At 52.6% G+C, this 14,466-nt stretch carries 15 protein-coding genes; all 15 read right to left on the reverse strand.

Going from position 1 to position 14,466, the window contains the following annotated elements; genetic code table 11:
- Positions 1-59: 59 nt before the first annotated feature.
- A complete protein-coding gene (locus ALO80_RS27700) occupies positions 60-614 on the reverse strand; it encodes a transglycosylase SLT domain-containing protein (protein ID WP_055011270.1) in 555 nt (184 codons plus the stop codon).
- Positions 599-1,345, reverse strand: a complete 747-nt coding sequence (locus ALO80_RS27705) for a TIGR03759 family integrating conjugative element protein (protein ID WP_055011271.1) — start codon at positions 1,343-1,345, stop codon at positions 599-601. Before ALO80_RS27705 ends, ALO80_RS27700 begins: the two co-directional genes overlap by 16 nt.
- 8 nt (positions 1,346-1,353) lie before the next feature.
- Positions 1,354-2,067, reverse strand: coding sequence for a hypothetical protein (locus ALO80_RS27710; RefSeq protein WP_055011272.1), 714 nt, complete (start codon positions 2,065-2,067; stop codon positions 1,354-1,356).
- Positions 2,068-2,342: 275 nt separating this feature from the next.
- Positions 2,343-3,242: a DNA adenine methylase gene (locus ALO80_RS27715; RefSeq protein ID WP_055011273.1), complete on the reverse strand. Its 900-nt coding sequence runs from the start codon at positions 3,240-3,242 to the stop codon at positions 2,343-2,345.
- Positions 3,243-3,294: 52 nt separating this feature from the next.
- A complete protein-coding gene (locus tag ALO80_RS27720) occupies positions 3,295-4,755 on the reverse strand; it encodes a ParB N-terminal domain-containing protein (protein ID WP_055011274.1) in 1,461 nt (486 codons plus the stop codon).
- 181 nt (positions 4,756-4,936) lie between these two features.
- Positions 4,937-7,195, reverse strand: coding sequence for a DEAD/DEAH box helicase (locus tag ALO80_RS27725; protein ID WP_055011275.1), 2,259 nt, complete (start codon positions 7,193-7,195; stop codon positions 4,937-4,939).
- Between the two features lie 103 nt (positions 7,196-7,298).
- Positions 7,299-8,750 (reverse strand): DUF6094 domain-containing protein, encoded by a 1,452-nt coding sequence (locus ALO80_RS27730; protein WP_055011276.1) that lies wholly within the window; start codon positions 8,748-8,750, stop codon positions 7,299-7,301.
- A 28-nt stretch (positions 8,751-8,778) separates the two neighbouring features.
- A complete protein-coding gene (locus ALO80_RS27735) occupies positions 8,779-9,378 on the reverse strand; it encodes a hypothetical protein (RefSeq protein WP_055011277.1) in 600 nt (199 codons plus the stop codon).
- Between the two features lie 65 nt (positions 9,379-9,443).
- Positions 9,444-9,968, reverse strand: a complete 525-nt coding sequence (locus ALO80_RS27740) for a hypothetical protein (RefSeq protein ID WP_055011278.1) — start codon at positions 9,966-9,968, stop codon at positions 9,444-9,446.
- 82 nt (positions 9,969-10,050) lie between these two features.
- Positions 10,051-10,656: a DUF3275 family protein gene (locus ALO80_RS27745; RefSeq protein WP_055011279.1), complete on the reverse strand. Its 606-nt coding sequence runs from the start codon at positions 10,654-10,656 to the stop codon at positions 10,051-10,053.
- Positions 10,657-10,754: 98 nt separating this feature from the next.
- Complete coding sequence (locus ALO80_RS27750; RefSeq protein WP_055011280.1) at positions 10,755-11,090, reverse strand: hypothetical protein; 336 nt, start codon at positions 11,088-11,090, stop codon at positions 10,755-10,757.
- Positions 11,091-11,459: 369 nt separating this feature from the next.
- Positions 11,460-12,041: an STY4534 family ICE replication protein gene (locus ALO80_RS27755; protein WP_055011281.1), complete on the reverse strand. Its 582-nt coding sequence runs from the start codon at positions 12,039-12,041 to the stop codon at positions 11,460-11,462.
- 365 nt (positions 12,042-12,406) lie between these two features.
- Positions 12,407-12,775 (reverse strand): hypothetical protein, encoded by a 369-nt coding sequence (locus ALO80_RS27760; RefSeq protein ID WP_055011282.1) that lies wholly within the window; start codon positions 12,773-12,775, stop codon positions 12,407-12,409.
- Between the two features lie 184 nt (positions 12,776-12,959).
- Positions 12,960-13,526: a hypothetical protein gene (locus ALO80_RS27765; protein ID WP_055011283.1), complete on the reverse strand. Its 567-nt coding sequence runs from the start codon at positions 13,524-13,526 to the stop codon at positions 12,960-12,962.
- Between the two features lie 343 nt (positions 13,527-13,869).
- The gene (locus ALO80_RS27770; protein WP_055011284.1) at positions 13,870-14,136 is read right to left on the reverse strand and encodes a hypothetical protein; all 267 of its coding nucleotides are present in this window, start codon (positions 14,134-14,136) and stop codon (positions 13,870-13,872) included.
- Positions 14,137-14,466 lie beyond the last annotated feature (330 nt).

The raw sequence follows: 14,466 nt of genomic DNA on the forward strand, positions 1-14,466 counted from the left end.
AGCAGCTTGGCAGATCAAAAATGGCAGGCAGAGCGCTGCGCCGAGGATCACTGATCGGGTCATGGATTGGTCACCAACAGTTGGATGCCGGTTACCCGGCTGAGATGCTTGACGAAGGCCTTGCGGTAATTGGCGGCTGGAGCGCCACCAGCAGGCCGGTGATAGCGTCCGGCTACGGTGATCCAGTCGCTCCCCGATGCGCGCAGTTCAGCGAGCATCTGTGCGGCGACATCGAGGTTCTTGTAAGGATTGAGTGCTTCGCACGGGTTGCTTGATTTGAACCTGTGGCCGTTCCAACCCATGTTTATTTGACCTATTCCAACATCGACGTGCTTTGGACCGGCTTGTGCGAGGGCGATGATCAACGCAGTGCATGCATCTGCTCGAGTTGCAAAACGATAGCCCGCGCCGGCGACGTTCAGCGTCCAAGGCCACGGTACTAACTGCCCACGCAGTTTTGTACCGCTTTCCTGCAGTGCCACCGAGTAGAGCACTTCTGGCGGAATGTTCGCGGCGTGGGCAGCCAGCTGATAAGCCGGAGGAGGCAGCTCGGCTGCCTGACTTGCAATTGCACAACATAGCAGGGCAATAGCCCACGTCACTGACGGAGCCATTGCCCATTCACCTCGCGCACAACGGCCGGTAATTCGCCACCCAGGCTCAGGCCAAGCCAACGTCCACCGTCATGGTTGAGGGTGATTTGTCGGGATCTGACATTCGCAGGGTCGATCCCCGAGACAATCGCCCAATTGCGAATTCGCTCATCGTCGTTCTGGCTACCCACCATGTAAACGTCAAAAGGCTGCTTCTGAGCTTGGAGGGCCTTAACCCGAACTGAGCACTCCGGGCAATCGTCCTTGACGAACACTGCCAATCGGCCATTGCCCTGGTTAGCAGGGCTCGCGGTCTCCCCTTGGGATGCCGAACTGGCGATGGGCATCAGATTGGGATAGAGGCGTTTGAAGGCATCGTCATATGCGCGTTGATACGCCAATTCTTTTGCCGTGCGCTGCGACTCGGCTTTGACCTGGAGCTCTGCATACCGCCGGCGCTCTTCATCATTGCGGGCTTCGATACCTAACGCAGTCAGCGGATCCAGCCCGGGGGAATACACACCTCGTGAACTCTGCATCAGCGTTTGATAGCGCTGCCATTCCTGAGGACTCAGGTTCCAGTCTAGTGCCAGCATCTCGTCGCTCGATTGCGACTGGCTGTCCAGCAAGGCGCTCTGCTGCTCTCTACTGGTGGACTGTGCGGAGCTGTTGGTTGCAGCGTTGGCCATGCCAGCTGCTGTGATCAGGATGACTCCCGTTAGTGTGAACATTCGCAGGTTGTAAACGGTCATGTGAACCTCTAAGGGCGCAGGGGCAGAATGCGGGTTGAGCCGTTGATGCTGAACAGGGCGCGGGAGTCATCCAAGCTGTTGAGCTGCCAGTTGCTCCCCGCAACCATGTCGCCCGGGCGTACCAGGTTCAGCTGACTCAGCTGAGTGCTGCCAGGCGGCGCAACTGACAAGAAACGTTCTCCCCCGCGATACTCCACACCCACGACCGAAAACGGGGGAGGAGCCTCCGGGACTTTGGTTTTTGCTGTTGTTTTGCGAGAGGGGGCTGGAGTCTTTGGCCTAGCCGCAGCCGTAACTTGAGCAGGTGCGGGTTTAGCCGCGCGCAGGTCTTGGAGTTTCACCTGCAGCTCCTCGATCCGAGCCCCCATGACCACAACTTCTTCCATTGTGGCACCCTGCTGGGCAGTGTCCTTCGCCGCCTCCTGCACCTGCTTTAGGAGGGCTTGCACTGCATCGATGCGGTTGGACAGAGCCTGCTGGCCGGCCCTGAAATCATCGATGGTCACGGACTTCAACTGACTGGCGGCATCGAGCCGGTCATCCACGCCGTTGATGCGTTGGGTGATGGCGTTGACGGTTTCCAGGTTTGCAGCTGACTCAAAACCTGTTTTCAGGTGGAGAATCTGCCACTGCTGGTAGACCAGCATCCCGATCAGGACGATCAAGGCCAGGATTTGCAGTACGTTGGCGCGGGAAAGAGAAGGGCGCAGTGGCAGCTTCATGGAGGACCTCACTCAAGATATGAGGCACGTTCGCAAAATCAAAGATCTGAAGCAGCAGGAAACCGTTTTTCAGTCGCAATGGGTTTGTAAAAGCGCAGGGCAAGCTGTCTCATGAGTGAGCTACTTGCCAAAAATACTGGGCTGCGCGGAACCAGAATCCTTGATCGATAAGTTTACGATGCGTACCTCGACTAAACTGACGATCGAGGTATTTATTTTGAAAAATTTGATAGGTTGGGCTGAGGACGTATCAAACTCGTATTGGTATATGTGAGTTATGAGCCAGTCTTTATGGATGGGGCTGTAATATGTGGCGTGATTTTCTTATGTAAGCCATTTTTGGGGACAGCTATGCCGGGTCCATATATCATGACTTCTGAACCTTTTTTCTTAAGTTGAGCGGTGTAGCTCAGAAAGTACTCATCTTGTCTATAGTTTTTATAGATCTGTTTTATTTTTTCAACATTGTCATACGAAACTATCCAAGGCCTAGTAACGCATTGCAATGCTTTTTCAATCCTTACATGGTCGTCGTGTTCATAGAAATTTCTATATAGGCCTGAGCCTTTGATGTAGTATGGGGGGTCTAGATATACCAAAGTCTTTTTAGGCAGTGTAGGAACGACGTCTTCGAGTAAAGTTACGGCGTCTAAATTGTAAACCTGAATTCGATTGCTGTATCTTCCAATGAGTTCGATTCTTCGGATTAGATCTGTCTTGTTGAAGCGCTCGTCCAATTTCCATTTTCCGGATTGGGCAATTCCGCCAATCACGCCTGCTTTTAGAATGCCAGAACGATTTGTACGATTTAGGAAAAATGTCGCAGCTGCTACTTCAATTGACGAGTAATCTTCTATATTGTTTAGTATTTTTCTAGATAGATACCAGTTATCCATCGTAACCTCAATATCATATATTTTTTTGCAGAGCTCCTCAGTCTGAAAGACGGCAGCGTTCCAGAACGTATAAATTGCTGGATCTATGTCGTTAATATGAATTTTCGAAACATACTCATGAAAAAGTAACTCCAGCGCTACCCCCGCACCTCCCGCGTAAGGTTCAACGTAGTGTCCGTCAAGCAGCTGATTTTCCTCAACGACATCCTTGATAAAATGGGAGAATTTACCCTTGCCACCAGGGTATCGCAGAGGCGTTGAAAACACTCTAATAGCCATTGGTTTGACGCCGATTTATAAGGTTTGTTTTGTTCATTGCCTTTTGCATAAATTACTTCCAAATCGCTTCGAGCATCGGGCGGTATTCATCTGCGATATCCTTAAGCTCAGAAGGTAACGGTGAACTGGCAGAGCTGTGGACAAACTGATTGAAGTGATCAACTGACCCAAGAGTGTCTTTATCGTTCGCTCGCTTAGAAATGGCTTTGCTCTGATTTCTATCAATCTTACCAGCTAGCTCCAAGTGCTTGACAATACCTATAACTTTAGAAGCTAAAGACATATCTTCAGTCAACGGCTTCCTGTTGTCGTCGCGAATGATTGGGGTATTTCTAGCTTTTTCTTGTACGATGAAATCGTCACAACTCGTTTCAATGAATACTCTGAATGTGATCGCGGCGGCATTAGGGCAAGTATCAACTTCAAGATTCTTTCTGAGTTCTCGATAGATTTCATTGATCCGCGAATTAGAAACATTTAAAGACCAAGGGAGCAGGTACTTGCGAGCTTTAGAAGATGGTTTGGCTTTGGTACGTGGCCCGGTTGCATAAGGCGTTTCTATACCTGCGGCGCTTGATAATCCGGCAGGTGAGTGGGTGCCAGCGGTGCTTGGATTACTCGAGCTAATGTCTTTAGTTTCACTGCCCTGATTACCTTGTCCAGTATCGGCAGTTGAGGCCTGCTTTCTTAGTATACTAAGAGGTAGCAGTTCAGGTGGGATGTGGGTCATGAAAAGCTTGCGATCATCATCACTTCTAATATCGTTTACATTGTAATCCTCATTTTTAAAGAGGTCTATTGCAAACTCAACTGCTGGAGCGATATACTCAAGTTTTAACTGTGGAATAATCTGTTTGTTAACAATTTTTAATTGAAAAATTTCTTGAGCCGGTTTGGATGAAAAAAGCCTAGTAAGCGTGGTGACAGGTATAGAAAAAATGTCACTGATGGTGTTGTTTGAGAAGACTTTCTCATTGGAGCTTACTAGATTCCGTACTTGCCTGCCTATGGACTCGATTCCAGTTTGCCTCGCTCGTCGCTCATCACGAATGTCGCTATCCCAGTTAACACGGCCTACGCCTCCGTTCTGGCCCGTGTGCTTCAGCTCAACCCAGATGTCTCCATCTTCTCGTGTCGGTACTATACTAAACTCAATTTGAGTGGGAAACTCAGAGCCAATTTTTTTATGGGCTGCCATAAAAGGCTTTACTAGTTTTTCACTAGGACAAAGGTCAGGTTTTTGAAGCAGCTTGAGTGCCGTAAGTCTGCGATTACCTTCCAGAACAATATAACAGTCGTCAGGTGCTGGCATCACCAATTGGAGCTCGGTGGGATCGAGACCATGAGTAGCTATGTGGTCAGCTAATTTCAGAATCTTCTTTGCGTCCTCAGGGTCAGCCATCATCAGCTCGATTGCCTCACGCTGATTGTGTGCAATATCACCGCCGAATCTGACATTTTCTTGGTCCAATTTTACCCGGTCTAGTGTAATGGCGATGATTTTTCGCTGCATGGTCGTTCCTTGAGATAGAGAATTCCGTTCAGTTATTTAACCACGATGGCCGGTAATTTTACACAAGCGTCGCGTTGTTGAGTCGTATTCCATTGACGTCAATTTCTGTGCGGCAACGTGGGGCATGATGCGCGGCTGATCATCATACGGGAGAAAAAAGGCCACCCGAAGGTGGCCATGGTCAAGCGTTGATGAGTTGTCTGGCCAATGCCATCTCAACGGAGTCACCGTCCTGGTTCAACGAGTCCAATCCAGACTCTGGAACATCCCCTGACGTACTCTGCGATACCGCGATCTTCTTGGCCATCAGCTGCAGGCAGGTGATCTGAGAGCTGCCGATGTAGCCGAAAAAGATCACCCTCACGTCCTGCTTCTGTCCGATCCTCCATGACCGCCTTGCCGCTTGTTGCACCGTGTAGACGTTGTAACCCGTCTGCATGAATGCAATGGTCGGAAAGTCCAACAGGTCCAGACCTGTTTTTACGAGCTCCGGGTTGGTGATCAGTACGTCGACGCCTCGATCAACCTGGTCAAGGATCCAGTCTTCGCGCCTGGCGGTGTCCACCGATGCACGAAGCACTGCCACCTTCAGTCCCGATTGTTCGAGCACCCGCTTCATTCGGCTTGTGGTGTCTCTGGTACCTGTGTAAACCGAGTAGGCCAGAACCTTGCGGTTTTGGGCTTTTTCAGCAAGACATAGTTCCAGAAGGGCCTGCTCCTTCGGCATGAGCTCATCCTCTTCGAAGATCGATGGCACGAAAGCCAGCGTATCTCTGGATCGAGGATGCTTCACCACCTCAGGTCTAAAGCAGCAATCCGGCCACGCCAGTAGCACGTTCAACACAACCCCTAGAAGCGTGGTGTCTCGTCGGGCCAGCGCCTTTCGGAGCTCGATGGTCAATGTCTGGGCAAGCTTGAGGTGAGCCGTTTCTTGGTCTGGAGACATCGGTACGTCAATGAACTCTTCCCGGTAGCCAGGTAGTACGTTGCCGCCAATATCCTTGAGTTTGAGGAACACAGTGAAGGATAGAACGAAGCGGTGAATGCCTTTCGGGCCGAAGCCCGGAGCTTTGACCGTCCGCACGGAGAGTTTCTTGCCTTTGGCCGTCTTGTGAGAACTGCCATCACGCTCGGTGTAGATATCCTTCAATACCCCGTGATCCCGCATAAAACACATCGCCGCCGGCGCCATGCTTCCTCGCGCGTTGGGTCGATAGCCGTCCTCGATCATACGGCTGGTGAGGATCCGGAACAGTAGGTAGAACAGATCGTCTGCATAGCCGCCCATGAGAGTGCCGGTCAGCAGCACAGTCTTTCGTGCTTTGGCTGCGAGCACGCCCATAGCCTGACCTTGTGCCGATCCACTGTTTTTGTACTCGTGCCCCTCGTCCACGACCAGCAGGTCGAAGCACCCATTCGGTAGGTAGCGCTTGATGAACTCGGTGGGTTGGTAACCCCCCTCGCCGAACCCGAACTCGATGTTGGCCATCGCGCGCTCCATGCGCTTGGCCTGGCGGTCGCTGAAGATGAAGTTGCCTTTGGCGTCCATCAGATTGATGAACTCAGAGACGTTGTCTAGAAGCATTGAGGCGAGAAAGTCTTCGCCAAAGTCAGATAAAAGCCGTTCTGCACGAACAGGTCCGATTGTAGGGATGCGACACATCGACTTTAGGATCGTGTTGCGGCGGCTGCCGCCATCCGATTTGCCCGGACGCATCAGCGTCCATAAAGCGGCATCACAGTGATCGCAGCGTCGACGTCGCTCTTCTCGCTGAAATTCCTCAGCGGTTATTAGATTGCCTTCATGGTCCTGGAGCAGACGTCCACAATCTGGGCACGCTGCCAGGCTTCTTCCACCGCCGGCACTCCGTTGCCAAAAGGCCAGGCGCCAGTGGAATCCCATCCGCATCCTCACGCGGCCGAGAATGAAGAACTCCTGACGTGCGTCGTAGGTATCACCCAGTTGATCGCGCAGCTTCAGCAGCTTGACCAAAGTATCCGGTCCGTTGAGCACCCAGACGCGAGCGTCAGGGATGGTTTCGAGAATCTCACGCCGCCACTTGTAAACCAGGTGCGGAGGCGCGATGACCATTGTCCTTCGATAACCAGCTCCATGCATGACTGCAGTGAGAGCGATGGCCATCATTGTTTTGCCTGTCCCCATCTCGGCATTGATGATGCCAGCCTGCTCATTCTGATCGAGCAAAAGCGCGGCAATCGCCTGGACCACTTGAGCCTGGGCAGGGAAGGGCTGTCGTTTGAGGCCGTCCAGCACCCACTGCCGAGCCGGATTGTCGATGCCGGCGTAGACCGGTGGGTTAGAGCGGTTGAGTGACTCCAGGAGTTCGTCGCCAAACTCTTCGATAAACTCAGTGAGCCCAATGTTCAAAGCTGGCACACAAGGGTGGCCTGCATTCGCAGCCAAAGGCAGGTCGTTCATGATGTTTCTCCGCGTAGGGATGAAACAGGGCATGCACGACACCACGAAGGGTATTGGGCATACCCTGTGGGTTGGTTGAGAAAGTGCTTTGTTTAAAGCTCTGTCAGTAGTCCGACGGCAACATGATCGTGGTCACGGAGCGATCGGTCTCGGTGATGATCCAAAGTCTGGTTTCATCTTCCGCGTCGATGTCATACCCGGAAAACAATCGGCCATCAGCATTCACTGCTTGCTGGTTGCTGTCCCAGTCGTCGTTCGAAATTTCGCCCCAATCGCCCACCGCGTGACGCGATAGGTACTGCCTCACGTCGAGAGAGCTGTTTTGGAGCAGATTTTGAACGCTGTGCGTGAGCATCACACGGCCCAGTTCAAATGAAGCGTCCTGACTACGTGCAGCAGTGGTTGAGGTGGTTTCGTGTGCAGCTGGTGTTGTCGCATCCGAGCTGATGGTTAAAGCGCAGCCTAGGTAGGTTGAGCCTGGCGTCATATCCCATGCCCGAATCCTGGGCACAAAACGATCAGTCAAGATCCGTGTTTCAAAAACGTTGCCGTCCTCGTCCTCGGTGAATTCGGTCTTGGGAACCTTATCCTTGTAAGTGTCGCCCTTGAGCACCAGGACACGTCCGGACCGAGAGGGCACTACACCGGTTATGGCTCCGGCAGCGAGTGCCAGTGCCAAGTGCCACCGTGAAAGTGCCTTCACGGGCGCGCGCGGTTGAGCGTCAGTCTGGCCAAAGTGCAGCGTGAAATCAGGCCATAGGCCTCTCAGACGACGAACCTCTTCAATGAATTGCTCGGGTTCAAGAGTCATTCGGTAGAAGTGTTCCAGGTCATTAGCGATCGGTAGGACAGCGTATTGCTCCCATGGCCAAGTGGCCGGTAGCAGATCAGCAGCTTTTTCCCCGGATCCGATTGCCCGCAGATACTCACGCATCGCCGCCACTTCCCGGGGTCTTGCCAGATCCTGACGCCGTACCCTGATTCCGAATATCACGACCTGTTTGAACGTCCGGTCTACCGCGGCGCAGATCCGTAGCCCGGTAAAGTGATTGGTGAGCCAGCCACACAGCTCGTCGTCCAGCACGTAATGAGGAACGATGAATACCATCACCCCCCCGTACTGAAGCAACGGAAGTGACCGTTGGTAAAACGCCTTCTCAAGCCTTCTGCGCTCGCTGCCCTGATACTGTGAAGCGCCAGAGTGGTCAGCTACCATATCCCCGTAAGGAGGATTCAGCCAGAGCAGTCCGAAGGACTGTCGAGAGATCATGGTGTCCATCAAGTCGCCCTGCAACACTCGGTCCAGCAACGTTTTCGAGTGTTCAGCACGCTCCCTGTCGTACTCAATCGCATACGCCTCGGTTCGGTCGCGCTCCAATCGGTGTGCGACCTCAGCCAAAGCCACTCCTTCTCCCGAGCACGGATCAAGTATCCGCATCCGTCCCGAGGTCGCTGGCAACAATGCCTGCAGAGTGCGTTCCAGAGTCAGTTCGTCAGTCGGGTAATAGCCGTTGCGTGCAAAATTACGGGCAAGCCGTGAGAACATTAAAGCCATGGTTGGCTCCTTGGACTGGTGGGCGTGACTACGCCGTAACTTCAGTGGTGAGTTTTCCTACGCGAATGAGTTCGCCCAGGGATTTTTCGAGCACGTCCAGCTGCAGCGACAAACGCCAGGCAGTCACTGAGCCAATAGCGCCTGGTAGCGGATGCAACATGTTGTGCGCAGTAAGGACTTCCATCACCGGTTCACGCCAATGTGGAAGGAAGGGCAGCGGACAAGTGTCTACGACCAATGGCCACAATCTGTCGAACGGGTCTTGGGCTTGATCGATGAGCGCGTAAGCACAGTGGTTTGCTCGATCCGGCTGCGAGCAGCGCTGATCGAACAGCCATAAGTGCAACAGGCTGCCGAAGAGCGTTCCGCGAAGCGGGCGAGTAGTACGTTTTTCCAACATATCCGCGTCTGGGAAGACGGGGAGACGATGGTCATTCATGACGATGTGGAACTGGTCCAGGCCGTTCTCGGTAGTCCCGAGTGTGAGTCTGGCTAGAAACTCCTGCATGGCCGTGTCGCGGCCCCAGGCAGAGAGGAAGACGAGGTTCCGTTGTTCGTCGCAGACGCACGCGTCAACGTACAGGTCTGGGCATTCTTCAATCTGAAACAACTGTGTATGGCCGAGCATGTGGACCCCCGATGAGGAGGGGCACCCGCCCCGAGGGCGAAGAAGCCCCTCAGGATTTAGTATGTTTACTTTATGAAAACAGGTGTATCGATTGCCGATTGTGTTTGTTCTCGTGTCTCACACTGCCAGTGACCATCAATGAACGCGTCACGGTCGAAGTCGAAAACTTCAAACATAGCGTTTGTGTCGCAGTGGGGCAGAGGCGTGCAGTACAAGCCTCCCTCTTGATTCAAGCCGGCGGCCCAGTGAGGCCCCAGTTTGAGTCGTTGTCCTGGTCGACTTTTCAACAGCGTGCGGTATACCTCAAGAATCTGATCGAAGCTCAACGCTTCAGCAGCCACGAGTTTTTTCGCCTGCGGATCAAAGGTGATGGTGTTCGTTTGATACAGCGGGCTTTGCCGCGCGATGAATATCTCGCATCGATAGCGAGACCGTAGCGCGATGGCGGCATCTGCTTGTTCAACCGTCAAGCCGAGCTCGTCTATGAACAAGTCCCAGAGCTCTCCATCTTGGGCTTCTTCGTTGTTGGTGAGTTGATCCTCTACGTTTTCCAGGATCGCTGTGTCGAGGGTGCTAAAGACTGGGTTCATATGATGCTCCTGTTAGAATGAGGAGCACCCATGAGGGAGCCCTCAGGGGAAATGAAATCGAAGTGGTCATTTTGGAACAGCGTCAGTGGGTGCTGAGGTTCCAGGTCTGCAGCTTGAAGTCGAGCTCGTAGCCCAGCTCGCCGAGGCGGACACATTGTTTGCGTAGTTGTTGACGATCCACTGTGGTGTCGAGCCTCACCGAATGTCCAATAGGCCAGATTGTGCCAAATAGTTCAGCGTCATGGTCTTGGGACGTGACCTTCACCGGCGATGGATTTTTGGCCATTCCGAACGGTGCGTCATCGGACATTACGCTGACTGCTCTGGGTGCAGCAGTTCGTCGGGCTTTGGGTGGAGACGAGTTGCCCGAGGACTCTTCGTCTATAGGGTCAGTTTCATTGTTTGACAGACGTTCAGCCTCATCGGCGCTGAGGTTGGCAACGTCCTCCAACGACATGCTGTCCAGCCTGGCGCGTATCTCGACGACAAGCCTTCCCCCGTTGGTGTAATAGGAGGGACGGATTTCAGTGATGACAAAGTCGCCTTGATATTTGCCTTCCAGGTATTGATCCAGCAAGGCGTCCTTGATGACGAACTCGCCGATTGATGTCGCAAGCCGTCCGACGTTGAACTCGCCGTTACGGCCGTTAATGGTGCGTATGGCCAAATAGCCAGGCAGAGTGATCATGAGCTACTCCGGATTTCTCGGGCTGCCCACATAACTTGGGACCCGATGAAAAAAGCCCGAACATTCGGGCTTGTGGTGGTCTAGTGGTGGCAACGGGATCAACTGAGGTAGAGCGGATTCTCATCGCGCAGTGAGATGCACAGGTATGAATGGCCTTGTACGGCATCAATGCGATGGAGTTTGAGCTCCAGCCACTCACGGCCCAAACAGTCTCCGTTGGGCGGCAAACGATAGATGCCAAAGTCGATCTGGGTCTCCTGAGGCTGCAGGTGCAACTCCCGGTAGGCTTGAAGTACGACTTCGCCTAATCGAATACCGACTTCTTCAATGGGTGATGCAGTCTCTCTATGAACTGATTCTTTCCAGGCGCACGGGGTGAGCACCACAGGCATTTTCAGCAAAGAGGGCGACAGATGATTCATGACGATGGACATGGGAATTCTCCAGGTGCGGGTAACCACCTGGCCCGACCGGGAGGTGAATTACCCGGTCAGGTTGGTTTTCGTTCATGAGAACGTTAGGTTTGAAACGGTGAGTTCAAAGTTGGGGAAGTTAGTTTAAGAGCTTGAGATAATAAATCAGTCAGTAATCGCTGCAATCGTCAGTGACAGAAAACTGGCCACAAGCCCACCAGCACCTATTTGAGTGTGAAGTTGTGAGGACAGCTGTTGCCCACACTCGAAAAAAAGATGCTGAGCAGCGTAAATACCAATGAGGCGATGGCGTATATCATGAGGTCGTTACCTGCAGTTTAAAGAAAAGAAAAGGCGCCTGGGAGGGCGCCTTGAGGATGAACCATGCTTTTAAGCGGCTTGTTTCTCTCCTCGTCCAGCGCGAGCGGGTTTCGCTTGTGTCGGCTTAGAGGAAGTAGCAGCTGGAGCAGTTGGAGCAGCTGTCTCAAGTGGCTCAGCCGGGGCTGGTGCCTCAGCTTGAACGACTGGTGCTGTCTCCGAAGCTGTGCTTTCAGAAGAGGCAGGTGCTTCTTCTTTCTGCTGAGTCTGATAAACGTATTCACCTTCAACTTTGATCCAGGCAAGGTACAAGAGACGGCCTTTGAGGCTGGCACTTGTCTGGCCCTGCTTGGCACCACTGGTGTAGGTGAAAATATCAGCCCAGATATCACCGATGCGGAAAGAAACAAGAACTTTCTTGCCAGCATCGACGGCTTCCTGGCAACGGCGAATCAGCTTGTCAGCTTCAGCACCCACCACGTTGCAGTCGATGTATGCGTACTCAGCCGAGTCAGTGCAGCCTTTAAGGGCGGCGACTGTAACAGCCATGAAAGGATTGCCTTTGCGGGGCTTCACTTCACGGATGCGGTTGAGATAGCCAATACCGGTGGTGTGCAGGTCGAAGTATTTGGTTTCGTTAATAGAATTGCTCATGATGTATCTCCGGTTTTGAATGTTCAAAGCGGAGATACACTTCGCCCAAGGGGAAGGTATTCCCCGCGTGGGTGAGAGAGCTTAATGTACAAAATCCTACGGGAAGGTCCCGGTCGGAGGGAGAGTCGATGTGCATTCATCAATCACAAAGTGACCAACTGTTCGCGCTTCCGAATGCTTTGCGAACTGGGGGGTGGATTAATGCGAAGAACGCATCGTAGTCATGAAATCCAGACTACCTCGGGCATGTTGCTGACAACGTCAGCGGTACATGGCTTTAGAATCCTTTAAGGGCGATTCATTTGTCAACCCTTCTCATGAAAAAGCCCCTCAATACTTAAGGGGCTGGTCGAGAGAGGGGAGTATCAAGCAATGAGCTGGTCCAAAGACCCCATGACAGGGGCCTTAACCACTGGTTCAGCATCCTGCTTTTTGGAGGCTTCAGCCACCTTCGATGCGCGAGATTTACGGGGTTTCTTCACCGGTTTGGTCTGAGCTTCTTGCGTATTAGCCTCATACCATGCATGAAGGTTGATCCCTTTGCGACGCACCATGGCTGGCACGCTGCAGTAGTGTTCGCACTCGTCGTGGGTCATCACGGGTTCAGGCATTACCCTGCACTGCGCTTTTATCACATGGACTGTTGCAGGTTTTGGCTTTTGGTTAACCGCACGGATGCAATCGCGCAATGCAGTACCGACCATAACGCCAAAACGAAAGCTTGCTGTGCTCATGGTGTTTCTCCAGTTGAAATTGCGGAGAACACCGCCCGAGAGGGGAGTGATTCCCCGCTGGGTGAGTGACGCGTTTAATGTGCATCCATCGGCGCTTACATCACCGATCGTTCGCGCCTCCGGAAGCTTTGCGAACTTTAGGTTGGATCAATGCGTAGAACGCATCGTAGTCGTGAGATCCAGACTACCTTCGGCGTGATGCCGAAAACCGCAGCGCCACATTCCATAGGTAATTGAAAAAAACGCGTACAAGCGTGGGTTTTGTATGGGTTGACACCCACACCATTTTCTTTCCGCTAGCGCCTGCAATTTCTTTTTGACGCCATTGCTCTTGAATACGCGTCCACTCTTCATCGCTCATGACGAGGTCTGGATCATCCATCAGGTCACACTCCTCAGGACCGAAGTCCTCATAGACCTCTAGTCCTGTGAATTCAAAACAACCGCATGGGCAGCTGTCTTCAGTGAGGCCGTGGCTGCAGATTCCATGGCTTCGATTAACTTCCCTTGCCGCCCTAATTTCTGAGGGTGAGCGATAATCATAGTCCGAGCGTGCATAACTAAATGCGTCTGCTGCTTCCGGCGACATTTCGTCATCTCCGAACGTCTCAATCATCTGAGAGCAAAAGTGCTCATAGACCATTGTTTCGTATGTCGGAAATTGACGGCATGCCTTGCCGTAAAGCATATCAACGCGTTTAGTGATTACGGCATTTTGGGGTGCTGAGTGTACAGCCGAGTGATTCGACATGGTCAGTCTCCGTTCAAATAGCAGAAAACGGAGACACTTGTCCCTAAGGGAAAGTATTCCCCGAGGGTAGGTGGGTAATATGACTCAGCCAGGCCGAGTGCAGCATTGCGTGAGACGTAAAATATGCATCCATCGGTAGTGAATACCGATCGTTCGCGCCTCCGGAAGCTTTGCGAACTTGGGGAGGGATCAATGCGTAGGACGCATCGTAGTCGTGAGATCCTGACTACCCGGGCATGTTGCTGACAACGTCAGCGTTACATGTCTTGAGAATGTGAATTCTGTGAAGGCTTGTCAAGCACGAGCTATCGGGACTGGCCACGATCAGCGTGAGATGCTTGTTTCAGAGCTTTCTCCGATAGTACCGTCCTTCGCCTTGACTGGGCTCGCAGGCAGCAATCACTGCATTTGTTGCATCGATCACGGACTGCAGTCGACGTGTAATCATGGGGATTTCGTCGTGCTCCACGGCTCCGCCTAGTCTCAGAATTGCGGCGAGCTCTAACGCGGCCTGAGCCGCCTGGTTTTCAACCGTTTCTGGTCTGATACAAGACTGCTTTGACGCCAGCGCAGTGATCATCCAGTCGAGCACTCCCTTCAATACACCCATGTTCATTCCTAATAACGATGAAAGCTGGATACAGCGTTCCTTACTGACTTGGCCCCGCAAAAGCGAGGCGCACTTGGGGCTTAATTTATTTATATCCACTATGTAGCCGCTTGAAGATTTTCACGCCAATAGGCGCTCTGACCTGGCCGAAGCAACAATGTTTTTCGATAGCGGGATAATGGGAATCGTGCCGAGAGCTATCATCTTGCAGATGATGACTCTCAGCCGATGTGTGATGTGTTGAAGCTTGTAAAGTTTGCCACCTGTGAGCGTAGGCTCAGCGAGGATCCCTGGGCATTGATCGCACGCTTTGCTTCACCGACATCACCC

Source organism: Pseudomonas caricapapayae, assembly GCF_001400735.1.
GTDB classification, from domain to species: Bacteria; Pseudomonadota; Gammaproteobacteria; order Pseudomonadales; family Pseudomonadaceae; genus Aquipseudomonas; species Aquipseudomonas caricapapayae.

Excerpts from the sequence above, each read along its gene's own strand:
- ALO80_RS27700 (WP_055011270.1), bottom strand. The coding sequence starts at position 614 with ATGGCTCCGTCAGTGACGTGGGCTATTGCCCTGCTATGTTGTGCAATT.
- ALO80_RS27705 (WP_055011271.1), bottom strand. The coding sequence starts at position 1,345 with ATGACCGTTTACAACCTGCGAATGTTCACACTAACGGGAGTCATCCTG.
- ALO80_RS27710 (WP_055011272.1), bottom strand. The coding sequence starts at position 2,067 with ATGAAGCTGCCACTGCGCCCTTCTCTTTCCCGCGCCAACGTACTGCAA.
- ALO80_RS27715 (WP_055011273.1), bottom strand. The coding sequence starts at position 3,242 with ATGGCTATTAGAGTGTTTTCAACGCCTCTGCGATACCCTGGTGGCAAG.
- ALO80_RS27720 (WP_055011274.1), bottom strand. The coding sequence starts at position 4,755 with ATGCAGCGAAAAATCATCGCCATTACACTAGACCGGGTAAAATTGGAC.
- ALO80_RS27725 (WP_055011275.1), bottom strand. The coding sequence starts at position 7,195 with ATGAACGACCTGCCTTTGGCTGCGAATGCAGGCCACCCTTGTGTGCCA.
- ALO80_RS27730 (WP_055011276.1), bottom strand. The coding sequence starts at position 8,750 with ATGGCTTTAATGTTCTCACGGCTTGCCCGTAATTTTGCACGCAACGGC.
- ALO80_RS27735 (WP_055011277.1), bottom strand. The coding sequence starts at position 9,378 with ATGCTCGGCCATACACAGTTGTTTCAGATTGAAGAATGCCCAGACCTG.
- ALO80_RS27740 (WP_055011278.1), bottom strand. The coding sequence starts at position 9,968 with ATGAACCCAGTCTTTAGCACCCTCGACACAGCGATCCTGGAAAACGTA.
- ALO80_RS27745 (WP_055011279.1), bottom strand. The coding sequence starts at position 10,656 with ATGATCACTCTGCCTGGCTATTTGGCCATACGCACCATTAACGGCCGT.
- ALO80_RS27750 (WP_055011280.1), bottom strand. The coding sequence starts at position 11,090 with ATGTCCATCGTCATGAATCATCTGTCGCCCTCTTTGCTGAAAATGCCT.
- ALO80_RS27755 (WP_055011281.1), bottom strand. The coding sequence starts at position 12,041 with ATGAGCAATTCTATTAACGAAACCAAATACTTCGACCTGCACACCACC.
- ALO80_RS27760 (WP_055011282.1), bottom strand. The coding sequence starts at position 12,775 with ATGAGCACAGCAAGCTTTCGTTTTGGCGTTATGGTCGGTACTGCATTG.
- ALO80_RS27765 (WP_055011283.1), bottom strand. The coding sequence starts at position 13,526 with ATGTCGAATCACTCGGCTGTACACTCAGCACCCCAAAATGCCGTAATC.
- ALO80_RS27770 (WP_055011284.1), bottom strand. The coding sequence starts at position 14,136 with ATGGGTGTATTGAAGGGAGTGCTCGACTGGATGATCACTGCGCTGGCG.